This window comes from Proteus faecis (assembly GCF_030286765.1).
Taxonomy (GTDB): domain Bacteria; phylum Pseudomonadota; class Gammaproteobacteria; order Enterobacterales; family Enterobacteriaceae; genus Proteus; species Proteus faecis.
Window position 1 is genome coordinate 71,317 of the sequence record NZ_JASVWV010000010.1, and the last position, 21,194, is coordinate 92,510.

A 21,194-nucleotide genomic window follows, 5' to 3' on the forward strand; every position below is an offset into this window, starting at 1 on the left:
AAATTGTAATAGTTAAAAGAAGAATTATCATTCTCTTTTATAATTTAAATCGACTATCTTTATTAAGGTTAACTTAGAAAAAATAAGGCTTTTTACTTAATAAACCCTTAATAATCCTATAATGGGGCTAAATAAAAGCATCTTTTACTATATATCGCACTTATAGCTGGTGATCATTAATAAGAAAAAGATTAAAATTTCCGGCTACTCTTTTACTACTTACTTTTTTAATTTTCTGTGGGTTATATATGCACTTTTCCAATTTAAATAAGGTGGTATTAACCGCCTCCCTCCTTGCGACTGGCTTTTCTTACGCGGATAGCGATCGCCCACTACTCTCCCTAAGTGTTAGCCAATCCGGCGGTACTGCTTTAAATAGCGAAGGCTCATTAAATACTCGTACCCCAGCAAGCCAATCTCGTGTTTTACCAATCTGGGGCGATGAAGCCCGCGCCCGTGGTTATGATTTACCCGAGCCTTTTGGTGTTAGTTATAATTATATGAATCTGCGCCAAGATATTATTGTAGATAAAATTGGATTTAATTCTAGTACAGAATTTGGTCAAGATATATTTTCACAATTACTTATTGATGTTGGCCATACACGCAGTAGTAATGAATCTCATATGCTGAAACTAGATACTTGGGTTTTCCCTTTTATGAATGTTTATGGAATTTATGGTAAAACCAAAGGAACATCTACAGCACAACTAAAATCTGTTGGCTTTGACGTTAATGCCCCTCTAGCAACTGATATCCCTTTTAATTTAGATTATGAAGGTAAGTCTTACGGTGCTGGTTTTACTTTAGCAGGTGGATATAACCAATATTTTGCTACTTTTGATCTAAACTATACCAAAACAAATCTAGATATTTTAGATGGGGATATTAAAGCATTAGTAATCACACCTCGTGTAGGTTATGAATTTGTTTTTGAGCCTTTAATTGCGGGACAAGGAAATACTAAATTGCAGGTATGGACAGGTGCAATGTACCAAGATATTACTCAACGATTTAAAGGTGACATTAGTAAACTGAGTTTACCTGATGAATTTGACGATATAATGAATAAACCTTGGATAAAACCCCTTATGGGTGACATGAAATTCGATGTTGAACAGCATCTTGCTCATAAATGGAACCAAACTGTGGGTGCACGTTTAGAAGTCACACGTAATTTTAATGTCATTACAGAACTCGGTTTTAATAACCGTAATAGCTTCTTTGTTTCAGGTGAGTTCCGTTTTTAATGGTTAAATACCCTTTTATTTTTGGGCTGGCCTTTGCCAGCCTCTTTACTTCACACACCGCACAAGCACAACTCTTTCCCGATAGACAACAAATAGACCAATGGTTAGTGGGCTTAGGGGGAGAAAATAACTTCGATCGCAGTAAAACTATCGACTGGGGGATCTTACCTGGCCCTTTTTATACACCAGAATTAGAGTTTGGTGTGGGGATTGCCCTTGTTGGGCTTTATCAAGCAGATAGTCGCCCTGATAGCAAAATTTCGTCTTTCTCATTAAGTGGCTTTGGCTCATCAACGGGTGCTTTTGGGATGACCTTTAGCAACTATACCTATTTAGCCGATGATACTTGGCGCTTTTATCTGACGGGAACATTAAATAATGTCCCTACCAATTATTGGGGAGAGGGTTATCACGAAGGGCAAATTAAAGATCATTTCGGTGAATTTCGCTCTCAAGAATTGCATCTAACACCTACTTTACTGCGCCAAATTACCAAAAACACCTATATAGGCTTAGGGTGGGATTACTCCAATCTACAAGCCGCCAACCCTGATACCCCATTTAAAACGTATATGGATAAGCGTGGTTTGCCATTACGCAGCACAAGCTCTGGATTAAGTATCCGTTTTACTTATGATAGCCGTGATTTTTTGCCGAATGCTTATCAAGGTCAGGCTCTTGATATCCGTTATACCCATTATTCACCGAAGACAGGTAGTAATAACCGCTTTAATGCGACTCAAATACAATATAACTACTATTATCCTTTAAGTGACAGTGCGGTCTTAGCATTTGATAATTATGCGCGCTTTACATCAGGTGATATACCTTGGAGTCAATTATCTAAACTGAGTAATGGACAGCAAATGCGAGGCTATTACGAAGGCCGATACCAAGATAATCATGTCTTTTCAACCCAATTAGAGTACCGCCAAAAACTCGATTGGCGCCATGGCATTGCACTTTGGGTCGGAGGGGGAACGTTAAGCGATCAAGCGCGTGATTTAGGTAAAGGCCACTGGCTACCTAGTATCGGCGTGGGTTATCGATTTGAATTTAAACCACGTATGAATGTACGTCTCGATTTTGGTATCGGTAAAGAAAGTACAGGATTCTATTTTCAAGTAGGTGAAGCATTTTGATGTTTAAGCGGTTTCTTTTTATCAACACCATTGTCTTCTTCTTATTTATTACAGGTTGCACTCAAGTCACACCTGTTAAATCTCTGTATGCCAATATTGATAGTGTTACCCATGAAGAAGCAACACAACTTTGGCAAACGCCTGCACCGTTAACAGCCCCCAATGGTTTAAGGCCTTGTTGTGCCTTTGGTTACGATTTAAAAGTTAAAGCGTTTGAAATTCCCATCCCGTTTTATCGTATTGATAACGTTATTGAAGCCTCAGCATTGGGCAATCACCGTTATAACGACAATTTTTGGCTCGGTACTGTAGCTGTATTAGGGATTGGAAGCGAAAAATCCGGTTTAATTTACTCTCATAAGGGTGGGTTTCTTGATATTGCCCATATTCGTGACACCGCAGATTATACTTATTATCTCTTTAGTCATATTTATCCAAAATTAGGACAGGAGTGGACATTAGCGCTAAGTGATGAATTAGCACAACGTAAGATCCACTTTAATGCATTTACGCCACCTAAAAACGAATTAGAACGTTATACCTTAAGCGCCTATCTTGCCGCACACCTCGGTTATCGCCTTGCTGTATGGCATGAAATTGCACAATGGTATGGTTTTCGTTCTGTACCCAGTTTTTCAGAAGGTATCTCGGCATTTTCACCCGAAGATCTCTATTCCAATTTACTTGGAGCAAGGCTTTCTCTTACACTGATCCTAAAGGGACACGCCACCAGCCTTGAACAATATAATCAATCAATGCAAGGTATTATTCCTTCTGCACTTTATCAGTTAGAAGCTCAACCACGCCAAATAACACAACAATGGTTTGATGTTATTGATGGACAATGGTGGGATAGTCAGCAGCGAGTTCCTGATAAATTTTTAGTTTTAATGCGTGATTATCATATCTCAGATCAACGCTATCCCGTGTTACCTTTCGAGGAAATCGCATCACCTCACTTTCTCACTTTACCTAGTGCTTATTCTGGTTACGTTTTAAAACAATTAGCAGAATTTCAGCTTTGGCCAACAAAAGAGATGGAGAATTTACCTCATCCCAAAACCTACTGGAGTGAAGCGGATTTTACTGATTTAACAGAAAAAGCACGTGAAATTGATAATAAAACTAGACCTAAAACAACAAAAATTGACTAAATAACAAACAAAATTGACACATTAAAAACGCTTAATTTCACTAAATTTAGGTTAAGTCACATCTTTTTTCATAAGACAAATTTAAGTTTAGAACAAAAAAGCACTTTTTGTTAAAGGAAAAAAGCGATTATAAAACGAGGCTTTCCAGTAAAACTTATACATTTATTTAACAAATCACTCGTAGTTATCCTAATGTGAGGCGATATTTTGTAGATATGAAAAAAGTAATTTGCTAGTATTCGTTCGATTTTTATCCAGTTAAACGAGGAGAAGCAATGCCCTCTCAATTGATGAGGACAAGTGCCGTCTTCGCTTTCTTGATTTCACTACTCTTTACTGGTGTAAGTTTTGCTTCAACCAGTACCGGCAGTTCCCATATACTGCAAGCGTATTCTTTCAAAAGCACGTCAACACCGTTGCCAGATTTGAAAAAATACCCTTCGGGAACACAGCGTAAGAAAGCGTTTTTAAATGTCATAGTTCCTATTATTGACAATGTTAATAATAAGATTTTGAGAGATCGTGAGTGGTTAACCGCTCAACGTAAAGCCCAGCACTGGGGCAGCGCAGATTTAAAAAAATTGCGTGAAATCTGTCAATATTATGGCGTTACATGTACCAGCCCGAAAAAAGTAAATTGGGATTCGTTATTAACTCGCGTTGACATTATTCCGACACACTTTGTCGCAACGCAAGCTGCAACAGAATCTGGCTGGGGAACATCGAAGTTGGCACAACAAAATAATAATCTATTCGGTATGCGATGTGGGAGTCAGTCTTGCAATAACGTTCCAGGGAAAACCAAAGGCTATGCAGCCTACCCTGATATTGAAGGCTCAGTGATTGCTTATATGCGTAATCTAAATACGCACCGCGCCTATAATTCATTGCGCTCCTCAAGAGCACAGCAAAGAATGACGCAGCAACAACTCGACTCTCGCCAGTTAATCACTGACTTGAAAGGTTACTCAGAAATGGGCTCAAGTTATAACGATTATCTGACCGAAATGTTCGACTCAAATAAAAAACTGATCACTCAAGTTCAGTTGCAGTCGAAGCAAGATAGTTAAGCTTTAACAAGCTTTCATCCAACAAAAAGCCACTTTTCTATCTAGAGAAAAGTGGCTTTTATTTATCACAAGATAATCTTTTGATTGAAAGCCTGCTTAGAATTCATAATATATGTGGTAACACGTTTGGTATGACTTTTAAATCACACCCTTAGAGCCATTTATGAATTTTTTTTCATTCGAGTTTCTCGGAGCCTTTGTTAGCTTTTTTGTTCTATACTGGCTCTTTCAAAAGCACGTCAAGATCCAAAATATCCTACTGATTACAGTCAGTTATGCTTTTCTATTTTATGCGGATTATCGTCCTGCGATTATCTTATTAAGCTATACGCTCTTTATTTATTTACTGGCGAATATATTAACTAAGTATACATCCTCTAAAGTAATATACTGGCTATTAGGATTACTCGTTGCAGTCTATTTTACTGCCTTTAAATATTACTCATTTTTCCAAGAAACACTGACACAAGCATTCCAACAATGGGGACTCAGTATTGAGTTGCCTCTTATTGAGTTGCTTGCACCATTAGGACTCTCTTTCTATATTTTCCATTCGGTCAGCTATGTTGTTTCTGTTTGCCGAAAAGAGATCCCTAAAGCGCCATTTTTAGATGTCGTTCTTTATTTATGCTTTTTTCCAAGCATCGTCGCGGGGCCAATTAATCGCGCTAAAGAATTTCTCCCACAAATTCAGGCGCCAACACGTAAAATCATTGATTATAAAGGGGCGATAATGCTAATTGTTTTGGCTATCGCAAAACTCTTTTGGTTAAGTGGTTGGTTCTCAACAAACTATGTCGATCCCGTATTTAATGCACCTGATTTAGCGCAAAGTGGACAAGTACTAACCGCAGTTTATGCCTATGCATGGCATATCTATTTCAACTTCTCGGGTTACACCAATCTTGTTACAGGTATTGCCTTATTACTGGGTTTTGTCGTGCCTCGTAACTTTAATGCACCTTATTTAGCGATAAACTTAGCCGATTTCTGGCGTCGATGGCACATTAGTTTATCTACCTTTATTCGTGATTACGTCTATATTCCTTTAGGGGGTAATCGTAAAGGGGTGATTAGACAAAACATTAATGCATTTGCTGCAATGGTGATTTCTGGATTATGGCACGGTGCGGCAATGACCTTTATTATTTGGGGCGCTATTCACGGGATGGGTGTGGTGTTATTGAATATTAAACACCGCCTCTTTCCGCCGAAGAAAAATCCCCTGCCGAGTGCCTTATCGTCATTAAATATGTTGTTGTCGTGGATAATCACTTTCCACTTTGTTTGCTTTGCGTGGATATTTTTCCGCAGTCAAACCGTGGGAGATGCGTTGGTCTTAATCCAGCAACTCTTTAGTGTGGGAGCTTGGGCATCATTACAAGCTGAAGGCTTAACCCTCTTTATGTTCTGGGGACTTTTCTTACTTTATCCTTGCTTTGTGACATTAAGGGATATCGTGGCTCGTCTTGAGAAAAAAGTGCCGTGGTATGTTTATCCTCTACCACTTGCGTTGATCCTCACGATTATTTTTATGTTGTCTCCAGATGGGGTGCCAGGATTTATTTATGCCAACTTTTGATTTCTGCTCAAATTTAAAAAAGACAGCAAAAGTCGCCTTAATGGTACTCTTTAGTACCATCTTGTTGATTTGGCTAAACCAAACATCGCTAGAGCGCTTTTGGCAACAACAATATCACCGCCCTGCACCTTGGTCTGGGCTTTCTCACTATTATGCTTGGCAAGTAGGTGGACAACTACGTGATGGTGTATTCGTTGCGATAGAAAGCTATGGTGATTACCTACAAGTTAACCATCCCGATAATCAGGCAAAACCAATAGTACAAACCTCAGCACCTGAGCAACTTCCTGAAGGCTTTGCTGTTGGCCTACACTTCTTTAACGGGTATACACGACCAGCGACTCAATTAACACAACGCTTCCCTCAACTGTTAGAGCGTAAGCAAGCAATGAGTGGATTACCTTACCATTCAGTTACGGATGTGTCTGATGACGCCTTACAAGCCCTAAAACCTATCGTTCAGAAAACAGAAATTACCTTATCACCAAAAGATAAAGTGTTATTTGCGGGCGATTCAATGATGCAAGGTGTTGCACCTTTACTTAAACGCCAGCTGAAAACAGATTACAACATCAGCAGTATCGATTTAAGTAAACAAAGTACAGGACTTGCTTATCCACGCTTTTTCAATTGGCCACAAACGATTGCGACACGTTTAGCCAGTGACGACTCTATCAAATTATTAGTGGTCTTTTTAGGTCCTAACGATCCTTGGGATATGCCACCCGATGGGGGAGGACGTTACTTAAAATTTGCGAGTGAAGCGTGGGAATCAGCCTATCGAGCTCGTATTGCAAGCATTATAGAAAATGCTCGGCAGAATAATGTCACTGTTATTTGGGTTGGACCACCTAATATGCGCAAGCAGAAGTTATCTGAAGGTATGGCATATCTCGATAAACTTTACCGTGAAGAAGCTGAAAAAATGGGCGAAATTTACCTTTCCGTCAATGATATGTTTAAATATGAGAAAGATATTTATTCTGATTATATGGGTGACGGTAGCAGTCGTGTTAAGTTAAGAGCCGGTGATGGCATTCATTTTAGCTTAAAAGGCCAGCAAATTATTGCTCAACACGTATTCTCACGCATTCATCTTCAAGAAGAAATTAAAGAAGATAATGCAGTCGATGATGTAAACGATAAAAACACGGTTATTGTAAATGAAACAGATAACGCACATCCTTAAGCGTAAAACTTTAGTCAGTAGCTCAATCATATTGGCTTTAGTTTCACTCTTAGTTGCTTGTAACCAAGACACTGAAAAAAAAGTAAAGCTCCCCACACCAACCGTATTACCCGCTGATGGTTCAAGACAGCTTTATAACTATCATGATCCCAACTTTGCAGGCTTTGTTAAGAAACTCCAGCAAGGTCGCCAAACTGTTCACATTGTCCAGTTAGGAGATTCCCATACTGCGGCTGATTTTTTCAGTGGTAAGTTGCGTGAACGTTTTCAAACTGACTATGGTAATGGCGGTATTGGTTTTATTCCTCCGACAAATATCGCAGGTCAACGCATTGCAAACGTACAATACCAGAGTGACAAAAAGGCATGGGCACTGCTTTCAAGCAGAAAAGACAGCGATCCTGATTTCCCATTAGGAGGCTTTATTAGTGAACCTCAAGCGAAATGGGCAAAATTACAGTTATCTGAAAACCCTGTGACTCAACAACGCTATCAGTTACAAGCACTTTATAAAACGCCAACAACGGCACAAGTGAATGTACAGTCATCGACAAGCAAAGTCCTTTCACTATCGCAAACACAAGGTAAATGGCAGTTTTCAAATCCAACAGCCATGACATTCCCTGTCAACATTACAGTGAGCAAAAACCAGCCAGTAAAATTAGGCGGTTGGTTGATCACCAATCAACAACCTGGGGTAATGCTTTCTTCATTAGGCATTAATGGCGCCACTATCAATATGATGGATAAATGGGGCCCACAGTGGACTGAAACGTTAGGACAATTACATCCTGATATGGTGATTTTGGCTTATGGTACAAATGAAGCTTTTAATGACACCTTCGATTTAGTCGCCTATCGTCAACAACTTACGGATAAGATCCGCCAAATTCGCCAGTACGCTCCTAATAGTGCCATTTTATTAATTGGGCCTTCTGACTCAATCAAAAATAAAGAAGCGCTAGATTGCCGTTCACAACAACCTCAATGGCTAAGTGATATTGTCAAAATTCAAAAAGAAGTCGCCCAACAAGAAAAAACCCTTTTTTGGGATTGGCGTAACTATATGGGCGGAGAGTGCTCAATAAAAGTGTGGGCATTGTATGATTTAGCAAGGCCAGATGGTGTTCATCTTTCTCGTGAAGGTTATGAAAGTAGTGCCAATACACTTTATAGCCAATTAAATACCTTAATAAACAAAGGCTGATCCACTCTGTTTAATACACCAAAAGGAGCCTATCGCTCCTTCTTGGTTTTCTTATTTTTATTTATCTAATTAGTAAGTTCCTGAGTTTAATAAAACATCCACATACTTGATAACATCAACACTGGCTTGTTCCATTCGTTCTATATATTGCGTTACTGCATCTTGATCACCATTTATATTAGCGCTTAGTGCTAAACGCCCGCATTCATGTACCAACTTATGTGGTTCTTCTAAACGACGAAAAGCCTCTGTACCTGCGAATTTCCGTCCATCACCTTGGTAATACCATTTACCTAATCGACATTCGGTATGTTGGTTAACACAGTGCTCATCATCATTATTTAATAAATGGATATAAATCGCTTCTTTCCATAAAACATGATCAAGTTTAACGGTATTAAAAAATTGCTGCATCGAAATAAAGGTAAAAATATGTTTAAGTTCATTCACTTGCTCTGACAATGAGATTAAGTTTTGATGCCCTTCTTCTACCTGTATTTTTATTTGTTGAACCTGTTCTTGGTTTTTTTCTGTAGTTTCTTTAACTGGAATAAAGCGAGCACCTAAATTGTTATTAATGCTAGCAATAGAAGAAGCTTGTTTCTGGATTTCTAATGATAATTTTTTCATCTCTTGGGCTAAGACTGAAAATCCCGCACCTTCTCGCCCTATATGCCCAGCTTCAATTGCCGAATTTATCGATAACAAGTTCGCTTGACTAGAAAGCCTATCAATATTGCTGGCACTCTCTTTAATTTTTTTTAGCCAATCTGAAAAATTTTCTATCTCTTCTCGGCTATGCGTAAAATGTGTATCAACCTCATTTAAAAATTGAGTTAATAAGCTGGAATTATCTAACATCTTATTGAATAGATGTTCCATCTCATCAAGTAAATTAAGCTTATCTTGTAACTTATTACTTGATGCCAAAATCGAATCACGTATAAGTGTGATTGTATGAATATTACAATCCGTGTGTTTAATAAAAAGCGAATTATAGTCAACCATATATGATAGCCCTAAATATTCTCAACGAATAAAGAAGCCTATAGGTTAATCATTAATGCGGTATTTTCTGTCATATTTGATAGGCATTTATAGCAATGAAAAAAGCGCGTCAAAAGACGCGCTAATAATTTGAAACACAGGGATTAGATATCAAAGAAAAGCGAAGAAAATCATACCGATCACTGCACCTGTTGTGCCAAGAATCGTTTCCATTAATGACCATGTTTTTAAGGTTTGTGCTTCTGTCGCACCCGTAAATTTACCAAACAACCAGAAACCTGAGTCATTAACATGGCTAAGAATAATAGAACCACCCGCGATACAGACTGACAATGCTGCCATTTGAGCACCACTGTATCCCAACTCATTGATCACCGGTAAAACTAAACCCACCGCGGTTAAACAAGCAACCGTTGCTGATCCTTGAATCACACGTACTGCACCCGCTAATATAAAACACGCGACTGCGATAGGCATACCCGCGCCAATTAAAGCATTCCCTAAGGCAGGGCCAACACCTGAATCGACTAATACTTGTTTAAAGACACCACCTGCACCCGTCACCAGCAAAATGATCCCCGCCGGTTGAATGGCAGCAGAACAAATCTCCATCACTTTTTCTTTGCTCATACCACGGCGGATTGCTAAGCCATAAATAGCCACTAAACACGCCACAAGAATAGCGATAAAAGGATGACCAACAAATTCAAGAATGTTGTACAGCTCTGAGCCTTTCTCAACGAAACGTGCACCAATGGTTTTACATCCCACTAAGACTAAAGGTAACAACACAAGTGCAAGACTGAAACCAAAAGAAGGCATTTTATTCTGACCTAAGCTAGGCTCCGATAAATCTTTTGGTAAGTCTAAGGTGACATAACGGCTGATAAAGTTACCAAAGATAGGACCGGCTAATAACATGCCTGGAATAGCCGCACACAAACCAATTAAGATCATCCAACCAAAATCAGCATTCATTTGATCAGCTAACAACATCGGTGTTGGTCCTGGCAATAAGAAAGCTGCAGCACCGGCAACCCCCGCAAATAGAGGAATAGCCATTTTTACCACATTGCCACCGGTACGACGAGCAACAGCGAATACAACACCAATTAATAAGACAACAGCGACATCAAAGAACAGAGGTAGAGCACAAATTAAACCTGCAATACCTAATGCGTAGTTGGCACGTTTCTCACCAAAGTATTTTAATAATCGCACTGCGATTTGGTCTAATGCCCCAGTTTCATGCAGTACCTTACCAAACATTGCCCCTAACGCGACGACAATAGAGAGGAAACCTAAAGTCCCCCCCATGCCGTTTTGCATGGTTTGTGTGATTTTCTCCAAAGGCATACCAGAGAAAAGGCCTGCGCCAATGGCAACAATCATTAATGCAATAAAAGCATGTAAACGAGCATACATCACAAAAAAGAGCAGTAATAAAACAGAGCCAACTGCCGTTAGCACCAGTGTTAATGTACTCATACCGTTTCCCCTTCAAAGGTCCCTTGAGTGACTGAATTTATCTTATTAATTGCACTTTCAATCACATCATCAAGTGGCATTGAAATATCAATTTCATACACATCGTTTTCAGCTTTAGTTGGCTCTTCTAAGGTTTCAAATTGAGTCACTAACATTTGAGGTTTAAAGAAGTGCCCTTTACGTGCTTTTAAGCGACTTTCAATCAGCTCATAGTCACCTTTTAAATATAAAAAGTGCAGACATTGATTGCCGTCTCTTAACATATCTCGATACTGTTTTTTCAATGCAGAACAAACAATTAATGAAACACTATTGGTTCTTTGCATTGCAAATGCGGCATCATTTAATGCTTGTAGCCAAGGTTTACGATCTTCATCATTTAAAGCATGGCCAGATGCCATTTTAGTAATATTTGAGCGAGGATGGAGGAAATCACCGTCCAAAAATGCAGCACCTGTACGTTGTGCTACACCACTTGCGACCGCAGATTTACCGCTGCCTGATACCCCCATTAAGATGAAAACATGGTGTAGGGATTGGGTATCGTTCATAGAATGCTCCTTTAAGGCAGATATTAAGTCTTTCTTGTAATGTTACCCGTAACTGTTACGGGTAACATATCCGAAGTAGCAAGGTAAATACAACAACGAAGATCAACTAAGAAGTGAAAATGTGAAGCGACTCTCAAATGAAAGTAAGATGATCTACAAACTGACAACAAAATATCTTACCAACTTCTTTTTATTCTCAGCAAAATGGGGAAAGATAACGCTAAAAGCGAAAGGCTATCTCAATAAAAAAGCCCTACTGTTACGAACATAACAATAGGGCTTAAATATTTATTTTTAAATATTATCAATAAGTTAATTAATTATATACTTTCACCAGTAATAATGCGGAAACCAACATCTATCACTTGACCCCGAGCAATTTTACCTTTCATTCGTTTAAGCAATAAATCAGCCGCTTGTTGCCCCATTTCATCACGTGGCGTGAAAATACTGGCAAGGCGAGGTGTCATCACTTGTCCAACATCGTGCCCGTGGAAACCCGATATCGCAATATCGTCTGGTACAGAAATCCCTAAACGTTGACACTCAAAAACAGCACCAATTGCAATATCGTCATTGGTACAATAAAGCCCGTCTAAATCAGGATATTGCTTACGTGCAGCATGTAATAATTCGGCCCCTAACGAATAAGATGAGCTTTTGGGCGTCATCACATTACCGATAGGTAAACGCGCATCTTGCATTGCTTTTTCATAACCCTTTAAACGCATTAAGGTCCGTTCATCCTGTCTTGCACCAAGATAAATAACGCGTTTACATCCACGTTTGATCATCTCATTGACCATCTGTTCTGACGCATTCACGTTATCTAATCCCACCGCCGAATCAAAACAAGGCGACACGCTGTCCATGATTTCCACCACAGGAATACCTGCAGTTTCTAACATTTTCATTGTCTTTGGCGTGTGCGTTCTTTCAGCAAGAATAAGCCCATCGATATTATAAGAGAGTAATGAAATCAGACGTTCTTCTTCTTTTTCAGCACGATATCCGTAGTGCGCTAACATGGTTTGATAACCGTATTTATCGGTCACTGATTCAATACCACGAATAACTTCAGCAAAAACTTGGTTAGTTAAAGAAGGTAGCAATACCCCAATCGCATGACTGGTCGAATTAGATAAAATATCAGGTGCGCGATTAGGAATATAATTGAGACTATCTAATTCACGCGCAATTTTTTCTCGTAAAGCTTCAGAGACTTGTTCGGGGTTACGCAGAAAACGACTCACGGTCATTTTGGTAACTCCAACTCGTGAAGCGACATCCTGTAATGAGGGGCGTTTTTTCTTCATTTTATATCGCAACTATCCAAAAACACTCGTATTAATACGCGCTTTAATTTTCCAAGAACGCTGATTATAGCCCTAGGTTATACACTATTTCGAATAAAGTTTTTCAGATGTGTACCTAGATTTGATTTTGACTGATGATCCCTTGACTTAAGCCAAAGGAAATATAGTATTCTTCGCTATATAATAAATGAAATAACGATACCAATATAAAACAATAAACAGTGTGAACTTATGGCGATCCGTAGACGACAATTTCTAACTTATCTCACAACCCTTGCAACATTATCAGCACTTCCGCATTCTGTAAGAGCCGCAATAACCTCACGTATTGCAGCTCAATTTGGTCATGTTCCAGTATCAACCGCAATCAATCGCGTGATAAGTGCAGGACCTCCCACTGATCAATTGTTACTCGCATTAGCACCTGAAAAATTATTGGGTTTTTCCTCACTTAATTTAGAAAAAAGTCCTTTATTTTCAGACGAACTGCGCAAATTACCCCGTTTAGGGCGTTTGTCAGGACGAGGAAGTACTCTTTCTTTAGAAGCTTTACTGACATTAGAACCCGATATCATTATTGATAGTGGTAATGTCGATGAAACCTATCGTTCATTAGCAAAACGTGTTTCCGATCAAACAGGTGTACCTTATGTATTAATTGATGGCACATTAAAAGATAGCCCAGCTCAGTTACGTCAAACAGGCGCTTTATTAGATGTTGTAGAAAGAGCCGAAACATTAGCACTCATTGCAGAACAGTATCTTAGTGATGCTACCTTGTTTGCATCCACACAAAAAACAGCTCCTCGTTTTTATCTTGCTCGCGGTGCAAAAGGGTTACAAACAGGCGCAAGGCAATCTATACATACCGAAGCTATTGAAATGTTAGGTTTTGAAAATGTGGCAGATATTCCTAATTTCACGGGATTAACGGATGTTTCACCAGAACAATTATTAATGTGGGATCCTGAAATTATCATCACACAAGATGAAAATGCCTATCAACAAATTAGGCAAGATCCTGTATGGAAAAGCATTCAAGCCGTTAAAAATAACAATGTGTTGCTATTTAAAGGCCTACCATTTGGTTGGTTAGATGGTCCTCCTGGTATCAATCGTTTAATGGGAATGCGTCGCTTACAGAGCCATTTTGACTCTCGAATAGAAAAACAAGCCACTCAAGATCTACAAAATTACTTTGCTCATTTTTACCATACGCAATTAAGTGCTGAACAATGTCAGCAATTGTTGGAGTATTCATGAGTCAAACCTTACGTATCACGCTTTTATTTGCGGTATTCTCTATCGTTGCGTTAATTGCAATCACAAGTGGTAAGTATTCACTTACTACTAATGAACTGTGGGTTCTGATAAGTAATAAATTTACCGGCAATATAGCGTATAACCGTACTGAAACCGTCTTTTGGCAAATCAGATTTCCTCGCGTTCTAGCGGCAATCTTAATTGGTGGAGGACTGGCGATTGCGGGTGCTGCTTATCAAGGAATGTTCCGTAATCCTTTGGTATCACCGGATATTCTTGGGGTATCTTCCGGTGCTGGCGTAGGTGCCGTGTTCGGTATTTTTCTTGGACAATCAATGTTGTCTATTCAACTTTTTGCCTTTACTGGCGGTTTAGCCACCGTTGCTCTAGTCTACTTTATTGCGAGGCTTGCAAAACAACACGATCCGGTACTTTCCCTTGTGTTGGTTGGTATTGCTGTTAGTGCATTGTGTGGCTCAGCAATCTCATTAATGAAAATTCTCGCCGATCCTTATACTCAATTACCTTCAATTACCTTTTGGCTTTTGGGTGGGCTTTCAACCATTACCGCTTCTGATTTAATTTCGATTGCCCCTTTAATGTTAGTGGGTTTTATTCCACTCATTTTATTACGCTGGCGTATGAATATACTCAGTTTATCTGACGAAGAAGCGAGAGCGTTAGGTTTAAACGTTGAAGTCACTCGACTTATCTTTATTTTGTCAGCCACATTAATCACCGCAAGTGCTGTTTCTATTGCAGGTATTATTGGGTGGCTCGGCTTAATTGTTCCCCATATTGCAAGATTGTTAGTGGGTGCCAACTTCAGCCAACAACTCCCTGTTTCCTTACTTGTGGGAGCCATCATGTTGTTAATTACGGACACATTAGCCCGTACAATTGCCAATATTGAACTTCCATTAGGTATTTTAACGTCTGCCATTGGTGCGCCATTCTTCTTAATGTTATTACTTCGAACAAGGAAAGGCTCATGATCATTGCTAATGCAAAGCAGCTCGCCATTGGCTATAAAGGCAAAACCTTAATTAAAGATCTCTCATTCCATATCGAGCAAGGGCAAATCATCTGCTTATTAGGCGCCAATGGTTGTGGCAAAACGACGTTGATGCGAACGCTGTTAGGGCTAATACCCTGTATTGATGGTCAGATTCATATTGCGGGTAAAACACTAAGTGAGTGGTCACCAACAGAACTTGCTAAAGTAGTGGCGTATGTTCCTCAAGCCACACATATCCCCTTTTCGTTCAATGTTATCGATATGGTTGTGATGGGGCGAGGGGCGCATATCTCCTTTTTCTCTATGCCTAGCTCACAAGATAAAGCAATGGCAATGGAAACCTTAGAAATGCTTTCACTTTCTCATCTTGCACAACGAACTTTTGATACTTTAAGTGGCGGTGAAAAACAGATGGTATTAATTGCGCGCGCATTGATACAACAACCTAAGTTGCTGATTATGGATGAACCTGCAGCAAGCCTTGATTTTGGTAATCAAATAAAACTGCTTACCCAAGTTAAGGCATTAAAGACTTTAGGGATCAGTGTGTTTATGTCTACACATCACCCTCAACACGCGGCCTCTTTAGCAGATGATGTTATTTTACTGACACCTCATACCCCTGTTTTACAAAACAGTCCTAACGTTTTGCTAACACCCGAAAACTTAGCGCACCTTTATGGTGTACAACCAACAGATATTCAGGCGCATTTTCACGCCTACTCTGATAATAAAAATGGCTATAGGCAAGAATATGAATACTATTGAAACCACTGATTTTGCTGAACTTTATAAAAACCATATGATACAGGCAGAAAGAACTAAAAAAGAGCCTGAACATTGGGATAAACGAGCTGAAAAGATGGCAGAAACCTGTGCCAATCCTAATGATCCCTATTTAATAAAATTTCGTGAAATGATGGATTTTACCGATGCTGAAACCCTATTAGATGTAGGTTGTGGCCCGGGCTCTATCAGCCTTCATGTGGCAGACAAATTCAAAAAAATCTTTGGTATTGATTACAGTACAGGCATGTTAACTGTCGCTAAACGCAGAGCTGAACAATCGGGTATCAACCACGCTGAATTTATCACTTGTTCATGGGAAGATAGTTGGGATGATCTTCCTCGTTGTGATATCGCCGTTGCTTCACGCTCAACATTAGTGATGGATTTGAAAACTGCGCTCTTAAAGCTTAATCGTCAAGCTAAACTACGTGTTTATACTACTCACACGGTTTCACCAACCTTTGTTGATCAACGTATTATTCGCTTACTGGGTCGAGATGTTCCTACTCTTCCGACGTATATTTATGCAGTGAATATGCTGAACCAAATGGGGATCAACCCTAAAGTGGATTATATCCGTAGCCGTAATTGTCAGAGTAATTTCAATAACCTTGAGCAATTTATTGAAGGCATCAACTTCTCTGTAGGGCCTTTAAACGAAGACGAAATAGTACGCCTAACGCATTACTATCATGAAAGCATTGCAAGGGGTGTTTCACTGATTTCCCCCACTCGTGATTGGGCGATGGTTTCTTGGGATGTCGTCCCTGAAAGTGAGTTAACCCTATGATTTATTATCCTGATACCTTTCTTGATAATTTATTGATGGAAGATATCCAATATGGCGACCTCACTAGTCGAGCGCTCAATATTGGTGATCACATCGGTACAATGACATTTACACGCCGTGAAGTGGGTTGTGTCAGTGGGATCACGCTAGGTTGCCGTTTATTAGAAAAATTAGGATTAGTAGTCACAAGACATCTACAAGACGGTGATTTTGCTAATAATGGTGATTGCTTAATCACTGCCGAAGGCCCTGCTGATGCACTACATCAAGGATGGAAAGTAGTACAAAACGTATTGGAGTGGAGTTGTGGCGTTAGTGACTATATGGCAAGAATGCTAGAAATCTATCACCGCTATCAACCTCAAGGGCAAATTGCGTGTACTCGTAAAAATATCCCTAATACCAAATTACTAGCAACCCAAGCAGTACTCGCTGGTGGTGGTATTATTCATCGCCAAGGTTGTTCTGAAACTATTTTACTCTTTGCTAATCATCGCCGATTTCTATCAGAGCCTGATAATTGGGCACAACACGTTAAGCAGTTACGCCAAGCGGCACCTGAAAAATGTATTGTTGTGGAAGCGGATGATATTGGACAAGCAAGAGAAGCGTTAAAAGCACAGCCTGATATTTTACAGTTAGATAAATTTTCGATTGAAGATATCTCACTGTTACAACAAGAAGCGCCTCAAATCGCGCCTCATTGTCACTTATCTGTAGCTGGTGGTATTAACCTCAATACGATAGAAAATTATGCACAGACAGGTATTACTTTAATGGTAACGTCTGCGCCTTATTATGCTCCACCGGCAGATATTAAAGTTCGTTTGTATCCAAAAAATTAAATAAAAAATAACAAATTACATGTAAGTAAGTGTTTACAAATTTAATCAATAATAAGCAAAGAAAATGCACGTTGTAAACAAAGTGAAGTAAGCCACAAGGAGACGGTAGTGTCGACATAGTGGAATGCTTCGCCGTACTTGAGTCACTTTCAACGTAATCAATTTGTTTTATAAATAAGCAGAGCACTTATAAGTAAGTGCTCATTTTATTCATTTATTTTTACGCAAACCGTTATATAAATAATTACATAATGGTTACATAATTTGAGATTGGAATAATGAAATTAAAACCTCTATGCTACTGCTTATCTTTCGCCCTACTACCAAATATTGCGCTTGCTGATACCACTTATGGCCAATCAACACCTGATTTATTAACTGTTTGGAGTAGCCCAATAGCGGCAAATCCAGATGTGTTAACGCAAGAGCAGATGCTTGAACAAAATAAAGTGAATGCAGCACAAGCTATTGCAACATTACCTGGTGTTGTTATGCAAAAATCAGGTAACCGTAATGAATACACCATTAAAGTACGTGGCTTTGATAGCCGCCAAATACCAGTATTCTTTGATGGTATTCCTACTTATGTACCTTATGATGGCAACTTAGACTTGGCTCGTTTTACCACCAACGATCTGGCAAGCATTGAAGTTAATAAAGGTTACACGTCATTACTACAAGGCCCTAACTTAATGGGGGGCGCTATCAATATCACAACAGCAACACCGAAAAAACCGTTAGAAGGCAGTATTGCCTATTCTCAAGGCTTTGCTCGTGGTGCTGATTATGCACACAACATGAGTGCACGTTTAGGTGCTCGAAATGATTTAGGCTTTATTCAAATTAGTGGAAGTCAATTAAAACAACGTTTTACTCCAATCCCCGGCGCTGATGAAAATAATGCAGTAGCTGGAACTCATGGACGTCGTGATAATTCAGCAACTGATGATAAACGTGGCATGATCAAAGTTGGTTGGACACCTCGTCCTTCTGACGAATATACCCTAACTTATGTAAAACAAGAGGGTGAAAAAAATAGCCCGCCTAATACCTCTATTAATGCAAAAGGTAAATATAAGTATTGGGCATGGCCAGATTACAACAAAGAGAGCTACTACTATAGCGGTATTACTCAAATCACCGATGGTATTAATCTACAGAGCCGCGCTTATCACGACAAATTTGAAAACACTCTCTATATGTATCCGAAAAAAGGCAACTATGTTGACTATAGTCATTATGATGACTACAGCACAGGTGCCGCATTACAGTTAGGCATTGATACTCGCGAAAATGATTTACTCTCTTTTGCGACACACTGGAAAGATGATGTTCACCGCTCTCAAAAAAAGAGAAATGGTGATTGGATACGTTATAAAGACAGAACATGGTCTTTAGCCTCTGAATATCAGTGGGTGGCGACTAACGATTTAGATTTTGTGGGTGCGATTAGCTATGACTGGCGTGATAGTGTTGATACCGACAAAGGTGCTGATGATAATAAACAAACTGCCTTTAACTGGGAGATGATGGCTAAATATTCATTAGCGAATAATGATAGCATTCGTTTCTCTGTTTCTGATCGTAGCCGTTTCCCTACCCAAAAAGAACGTTACACGACTGAAAAACCGAAAGATAGCTCAAAAGGGATTATTAATCCTAATTTAAATCCTGAGCGCGCTTTATCTTTCGATTTAACCTATAACGGTCATATTACCGATAACTGGGGTTATCAAACGAGTCTTTACTACAATCGTATCAGCGATGCAATTATGGCACATACTGTTTATCGCAATGGTACAGCTTTCTTCCAAAACCAAAATAGCGGACGTATTGACTATATTGGTTTAGATTTAGGCACCAAAGGTAACGTGACAGATTGGTTAGAACTTGGCTTAAACTATAGTTATATTCATAGTGACCCGAAACAGATCGAACGCATTGAAGGCTTACCAAAACATAAAGCCTATATGTGGATAACATTTATTCCAGTTGAACAAGTTCGCTTTACCGTTATGGAAGAAGCACAAGGCTGGACTTATAACCGGATTGATGAAGATGACAAGCTGGCCGGCTATGCAAAAACAGATCTACGTTTAGATTATGATTTGGGGTATGGCATTTCTGCTAATGCATCAATCAATAACCTATTCGATAAATCTTATGAATATACTCAGGGTTATATGGAAGATGGTCGTAATTACTGGTTAGGCGTTGAATATAAATTCTAATTTATTTTTATCGATGTAAGAGCTGATGTTTATTTTAATATCAGCTCTTTTTTATCCATAAATAAACTTTAATTTCCATTACGTTACTCTATAGAAAATTAGAAACGTAAGAATCCTTTTGCCATTTCTAATAAGGTATTCATGGTACTACTAACTATTTTAACAAAATTATCATAATTACTATTTGCAGCACTATATTTTTTAGAAAGCTCATCAAGATTAGTATTTATATTTTTTTCAAATGCATCTATACCATTTTTTAGCAAATTAAATTCCGATGATAAAAGTTTAACATCTGAACCATCAGAGGCTTTATTAATTTCATCCTCTGATGTTCCATCCAATACTAAATCTAATAATTTATTAAAACTAGACAAATCCACCTTGAAGTGAATTTCATATTCCATATCTGGGCTGGATAATTGATTTATACTAACCTTGCCACCTTTAATCTCCTTTAATAAATCTTCTATGGCATCAATAGGTACCATAATTCCATTAGCATATATTCTTTCGCCGTTAATTTCACGATAAAAATGACCATCACTATCTTGTTTGAAAACAAAACTCCCTAAATAAAGATCTTCATTGAAACGAGAACTATATTTATCAATAAAATCTTTTATTTTTTTATAAAAGTCTTTTCGTTTAAAGTTAATATGGTTATCATCACTTCCTGCACTAACATATTGGCTAATACTTGCTAATATCTCTCTTAATTCATTAACAAACTTCATATAATTAGAAAAAACATCTTTTAAAACATCTAAGTAATCATTTTTACCTGTGACAATAGAATCTTTGACTTCTTTAAAAAAATCATGCAATGAATTAGCATTAGAGTCACTTCTGCTATTAACTTGAGAGTCCATCTGTTGAATTTGAGATATCTCTTTCTCTAGTATTCTGGCATTGTTAGTATTTATTGCATATTTGTTTTTATTAATAATCTCTTCTTCTTTTAAAGAATAATGATTAACAAAACAAGTAGATGATGATGATATTGAAATAATTTTATTAATTTCATTTTGGAATTTCTCTTTAACTCTAATAGCTTCTTGGTTAAATTTTTCGGGCATTAGCTGATCATATTCTTTATCAACAACATAAGAGCTATTTTCGTAAAGATTAGTTCCCGTTAATAATTTTTTATTTTTTTCAAAAACATTAAAATTATCAATTACATGACCGACCATAATTAACCTCTTACCTTTAAATAAAATAAGTGTCTTTCTATAAATTATAAATTTATATATAAAGCCATAAAAAATTAAGTATCAGCATTTTTAGTTAAGTTATTA

General features: G+C 38.4%; 19 protein-coding genes. 14 read left to right on the plus strand and 5 right to left on the minus strand.

Features of this window, described 5'->3' with window-relative positions; translation table 11 throughout:
* The first annotated feature begins 248 nt into the window (after nucleotides 1–248).
* The 7 genes from QSH13_RS13180 to QSH13_RS18595 all read left to right on the plus strand — a co-directional run bounded on the left by QSH13_RS13180 (nucleotide 249) and on the right by QSH13_RS18595 (nucleotide 8,594).
* A complete protein-coding gene (locus QSH13_RS13180) occupies nucleotides 249–1,250 on the plus strand; it encodes a hypothetical protein (RefSeq protein WP_286039260.1) in 1,002 nt (333 codons plus the stop codon).
* Nucleotides 1,250–2,392 (plus strand): BamA/TamA family outer membrane protein, encoded by a 1,143-nt coding sequence (locus QSH13_RS13185; RefSeq protein WP_109398275.1) that lies wholly within the window; start codon nucleotides 1,250–1,252, stop codon nucleotides 2,390–2,392. Before QSH13_RS13180 ends, QSH13_RS13185 begins: the two co-directional genes overlap by 1 nt.
* The gene (locus QSH13_RS13190) at nucleotides 2,392–3,546 is read left to right on the plus strand and encodes a DUF4056 domain-containing protein (RefSeq protein ID WP_196544305.1); all 1,155 of its coding nucleotides are present in this window, start codon (nucleotides 2,392–2,394) and stop codon (nucleotides 3,544–3,546) included. The genes QSH13_RS13185 and QSH13_RS13190 overlap by 1 nt, the downstream gene beginning before the upstream one ends.
* 275 nt (nucleotides 3,547–3,821) lie before the next feature.
* On the plus strand, nucleotides 3,822–4,616 hold the full coding sequence (locus QSH13_RS13195) for a protein bax (protein WP_109407032.1): 795 nt from the start codon (nucleotides 3,822–3,824) through the stop codon (nucleotides 4,614–4,616).
* A 163-nt stretch (nucleotides 4,617–4,779) separates the two neighbouring features.
* Nucleotides 4,780–6,198 (plus strand): MBOAT family O-acyltransferase, encoded by a 1,419-nt coding sequence (locus tag QSH13_RS13200; RefSeq protein ID WP_286039261.1) that lies wholly within the window; start codon nucleotides 4,780–4,782, stop codon nucleotides 6,196–6,198.
* On the plus strand, nucleotides 6,185–7,387 hold the full coding sequence (locus tag QSH13_RS13205) for an SGNH/GDSL hydrolase family protein (RefSeq protein ID WP_286039262.1): 1,203 nt from the start codon (nucleotides 6,185–6,187) through the stop codon (nucleotides 7,385–7,387). The genes QSH13_RS13200 and QSH13_RS13205 overlap by 14 nt, the downstream gene beginning before the upstream one ends.
* Nucleotides 7,362–8,594, plus strand: coding sequence for an SGNH/GDSL hydrolase family protein (locus QSH13_RS18595; RefSeq protein WP_286039263.1), 1,233 nt, complete (start codon nucleotides 7,362–7,364; stop codon nucleotides 8,592–8,594). The genes QSH13_RS13205 and QSH13_RS18595 overlap by 26 nt, the downstream gene beginning before the upstream one ends.
* Before the next feature lie 69 nt (nucleotides 8,595–8,663).
* Here QSH13_RS18595 and QSH13_RS13215 read toward each other — a convergent pair whose 3' ends face one another.
* From QSH13_RS13215 to gntK, 3 genes are all read right to left on the minus strand, one after another.
* Nucleotides 8,664–9,602: a methyl-accepting chemotaxis protein gene (locus QSH13_RS13215; RefSeq protein WP_109398281.1), complete on the minus strand. Its 939-nt coding sequence runs from the start codon at nucleotides 9,600–9,602 to the stop codon at nucleotides 8,664–8,666.
* Nucleotides 9,603–9,752: 150 nt separating this feature from the next.
* A complete protein-coding gene (gene gntU, locus QSH13_RS13220) occupies nucleotides 9,753–11,090 on the minus strand; it encodes a gluconate transporter (RefSeq protein WP_109398282.1) in 1,338 nt (445 codons plus the stop codon).
* Nucleotides 11,087–11,641, minus strand: a complete 555-nt coding sequence (gene gntK, locus QSH13_RS13225) for a gluconokinase (protein ID WP_286039264.1) — start codon at nucleotides 11,639–11,641, stop codon at nucleotides 11,087–11,089. Before gntK ends, gntU begins: the two co-directional genes overlap by 4 nt.
* Before the next feature lie 148 nt (nucleotides 11,642–11,789).
* Between gntK and QSH13_RS13230 the strand changes: the two genes are divergently transcribed.
* A complete protein-coding gene (locus QSH13_RS13230; protein WP_286039265.1) occupies nucleotides 11,790–11,912 on the plus strand; it encodes a hypothetical protein in 123 nt (40 codons plus the stop codon).
* A gap of 49 nt (nucleotides 11,913–11,961) precedes the next feature.
* Here the strand turns inward: QSH13_RS13230 and gntR are convergent, their stop codons facing one another.
* Nucleotides 11,962–12,957 (minus strand): gluconate operon transcriptional repressor GntR, encoded by a 996-nt coding sequence (gntR, locus tag QSH13_RS13235; protein ID WP_109398284.1) that lies wholly within the window; start codon nucleotides 12,955–12,957, stop codon nucleotides 11,962–11,964.
* Between the two features lie 231 nt (nucleotides 12,958–13,188).
* On the opposite strand from gntR, the gene QSH13_RS13240 reads away from it, so the two are divergent.
* From QSH13_RS13240 to QSH13_RS13265, 6 genes are all read left to right on the plus strand, one after another.
* Nucleotides 13,189–14,220: an iron ABC transporter substrate-binding protein gene (locus QSH13_RS13240; protein WP_196544308.1), complete on the plus strand. Its 1,032-nt coding sequence runs from the start codon at nucleotides 13,189–13,191 to the stop codon at nucleotides 14,218–14,220.
* Entirely contained in the window at nucleotides 14,217–15,215 is a 999-nt protein-coding gene (locus tag QSH13_RS13245; RefSeq protein WP_109407034.1) for a FecCD family ABC transporter permease, read from the plus strand. Before QSH13_RS13240 ends, QSH13_RS13245 begins: the two co-directional genes overlap by 4 nt.
* Nucleotides 15,212–16,006, plus strand: coding sequence for an ABC transporter ATP-binding protein (locus tag QSH13_RS13250; protein WP_109407035.1), 795 nt, complete (start codon nucleotides 15,212–15,214; stop codon nucleotides 16,004–16,006). The genes QSH13_RS13245 and QSH13_RS13250 overlap by 4 nt, the downstream gene beginning before the upstream one ends.
* Complete coding sequence (locus QSH13_RS13255; RefSeq protein ID WP_286039266.1) at nucleotides 15,993–16,817, plus strand: class I SAM-dependent methyltransferase; 825 nt, start codon at nucleotides 15,993–15,995, stop codon at nucleotides 16,815–16,817. Before QSH13_RS13250 ends, QSH13_RS13255 begins: the two co-directional genes overlap by 14 nt.
* A complete protein-coding gene (gene modD / locus QSH13_RS13260; RefSeq protein WP_235375974.1) occupies nucleotides 16,814–17,662 on the plus strand; it encodes a ModD protein in 849 nt (282 codons plus the stop codon). Before QSH13_RS13255 ends, modD begins: the two co-directional genes overlap by 4 nt.
* Nucleotides 17,663–17,940: 278 nt before the next feature.
* On the plus strand, nucleotides 17,941–19,893 hold the full coding sequence (locus QSH13_RS13265; RefSeq protein ID WP_286039267.1) for a TonB-dependent receptor plug domain-containing protein: 1,953 nt from the start codon (nucleotides 17,941–17,943) through the stop codon (nucleotides 19,891–19,893).
* A gap of 98 nt (nucleotides 19,894–19,991) precedes the next feature.
* On the opposite strand, the gene QSH13_RS13270 is transcribed toward QSH13_RS13265, so the two are convergent.
* Nucleotides 19,992–21,089 (minus strand): IpaD/SipD/SspD family type III secretion system needle tip protein, encoded by a 1,098-nt coding sequence (locus tag QSH13_RS13270; RefSeq protein ID WP_286039268.1) that lies wholly within the window; start codon nucleotides 21,087–21,089, stop codon nucleotides 19,992–19,994.
* Between the last annotated feature and the right edge of the window lie 105 nt (nucleotides 21,090–21,194).

Coding starts and splice junctions, on each gene's coding strand:
- modD (WP_235375974.1), top strand. CDS start 16,814: ATGATTTATTATCCTGATACCTTTCTTGATAATTTATTGATGGAAGAT.
- QSH13_RS13185 (WP_109398275.1), top strand. CDS start 1,250: ATGGTTAAATACCCTTTTATTTTTGGGCTGGCCTTTGCCAGCCTCTTT.
- QSH13_RS13195 (WP_109407032.1), top strand. CDS start 3,822: ATGCCCTCTCAATTGATGAGGACAAGTGCCGTCTTCGCTTTCTTGATT.
- gntR (WP_109398284.1), bottom strand. CDS start 12,957: ATGAAGAAAAAACGCCCCTCATTACAGGATGTCGCTTCACGAGTTGGA.
- QSH13_RS13200 (WP_286039261.1), top strand. CDS start 4,780: ATGAATTTTTTTTCATTCGAGTTTCTCGGAGCCTTTGTTAGCTTTTTT.
- QSH13_RS13250 (WP_109407035.1), top strand. CDS start 15,212: ATGATCATTGCTAATGCAAAGCAGCTCGCCATTGGCTATAAAGGCAAA.
- QSH13_RS13205 (WP_286039262.1), top strand. CDS start 6,185: ATGCCAACTTTTGATTTCTGCTCAAATTTAAAAAAGACAGCAAAAGTC.
- QSH13_RS13215 (WP_109398281.1), bottom strand. CDS start 9,602: ATGGTTGACTATAATTCGCTTTTTATTAAACACACGGATTGTAATATT.
- gntU (WP_109398282.1), bottom strand. CDS start 11,090: ATGAGTACATTAACACTGGTGCTAACGGCAGTTGGCTCTGTTTTATTA.
- gntK (WP_286039264.1), bottom strand. CDS start 11,641: ATGAACGATACCCAATCCCTACACCATGTTTTCATCTTAATGGGGGTA.
- QSH13_RS18595 (WP_286039263.1), top strand. CDS start 7,362: ATGAAACAGATAACGCACATCCTTAAGCGTAAAACTTTAGTCAGTAGC.
- QSH13_RS13255 (WP_286039266.1), top strand. CDS start 15,993: ATGAATACTATTGAAACCACTGATTTTGCTGAACTTTATAAAAACCAT.
- QSH13_RS13270 (WP_286039268.1), bottom strand. CDS start 21,089: ATGGTCGGTCATGTAATTGATAATTTTAATGTTTTTGAAAAAAATAAA.
- QSH13_RS13265 (WP_286039267.1), top strand. CDS start 17,941: ATGAAATTAAAACCTCTATGCTACTGCTTATCTTTCGCCCTACTACCA.
- QSH13_RS13190 (WP_196544305.1), top strand. CDS start 2,392: ATGTTTAAGCGGTTTCTTTTTATCAACACCATTGTCTTCTTCTTATTT.
- QSH13_RS13230 (WP_286039265.1), top strand. CDS start 11,790: ATGATCTACAAACTGACAACAAAATATCTTACCAACTTCTTTTTATTC.
- QSH13_RS13180 (WP_286039260.1), top strand. CDS start 249: ATGCACTTTTCCAATTTAAATAAGGTGGTATTAACCGCCTCCCTCCTT.
- QSH13_RS13240 (WP_196544308.1), top strand. CDS start 13,189: ATGGCGATCCGTAGACGACAATTTCTAACTTATCTCACAACCCTTGCA.
- QSH13_RS13245 (WP_109407034.1), top strand. CDS start 14,217: ATGAGTCAAACCTTACGTATCACGCTTTTATTTGCGGTATTCTCTATC.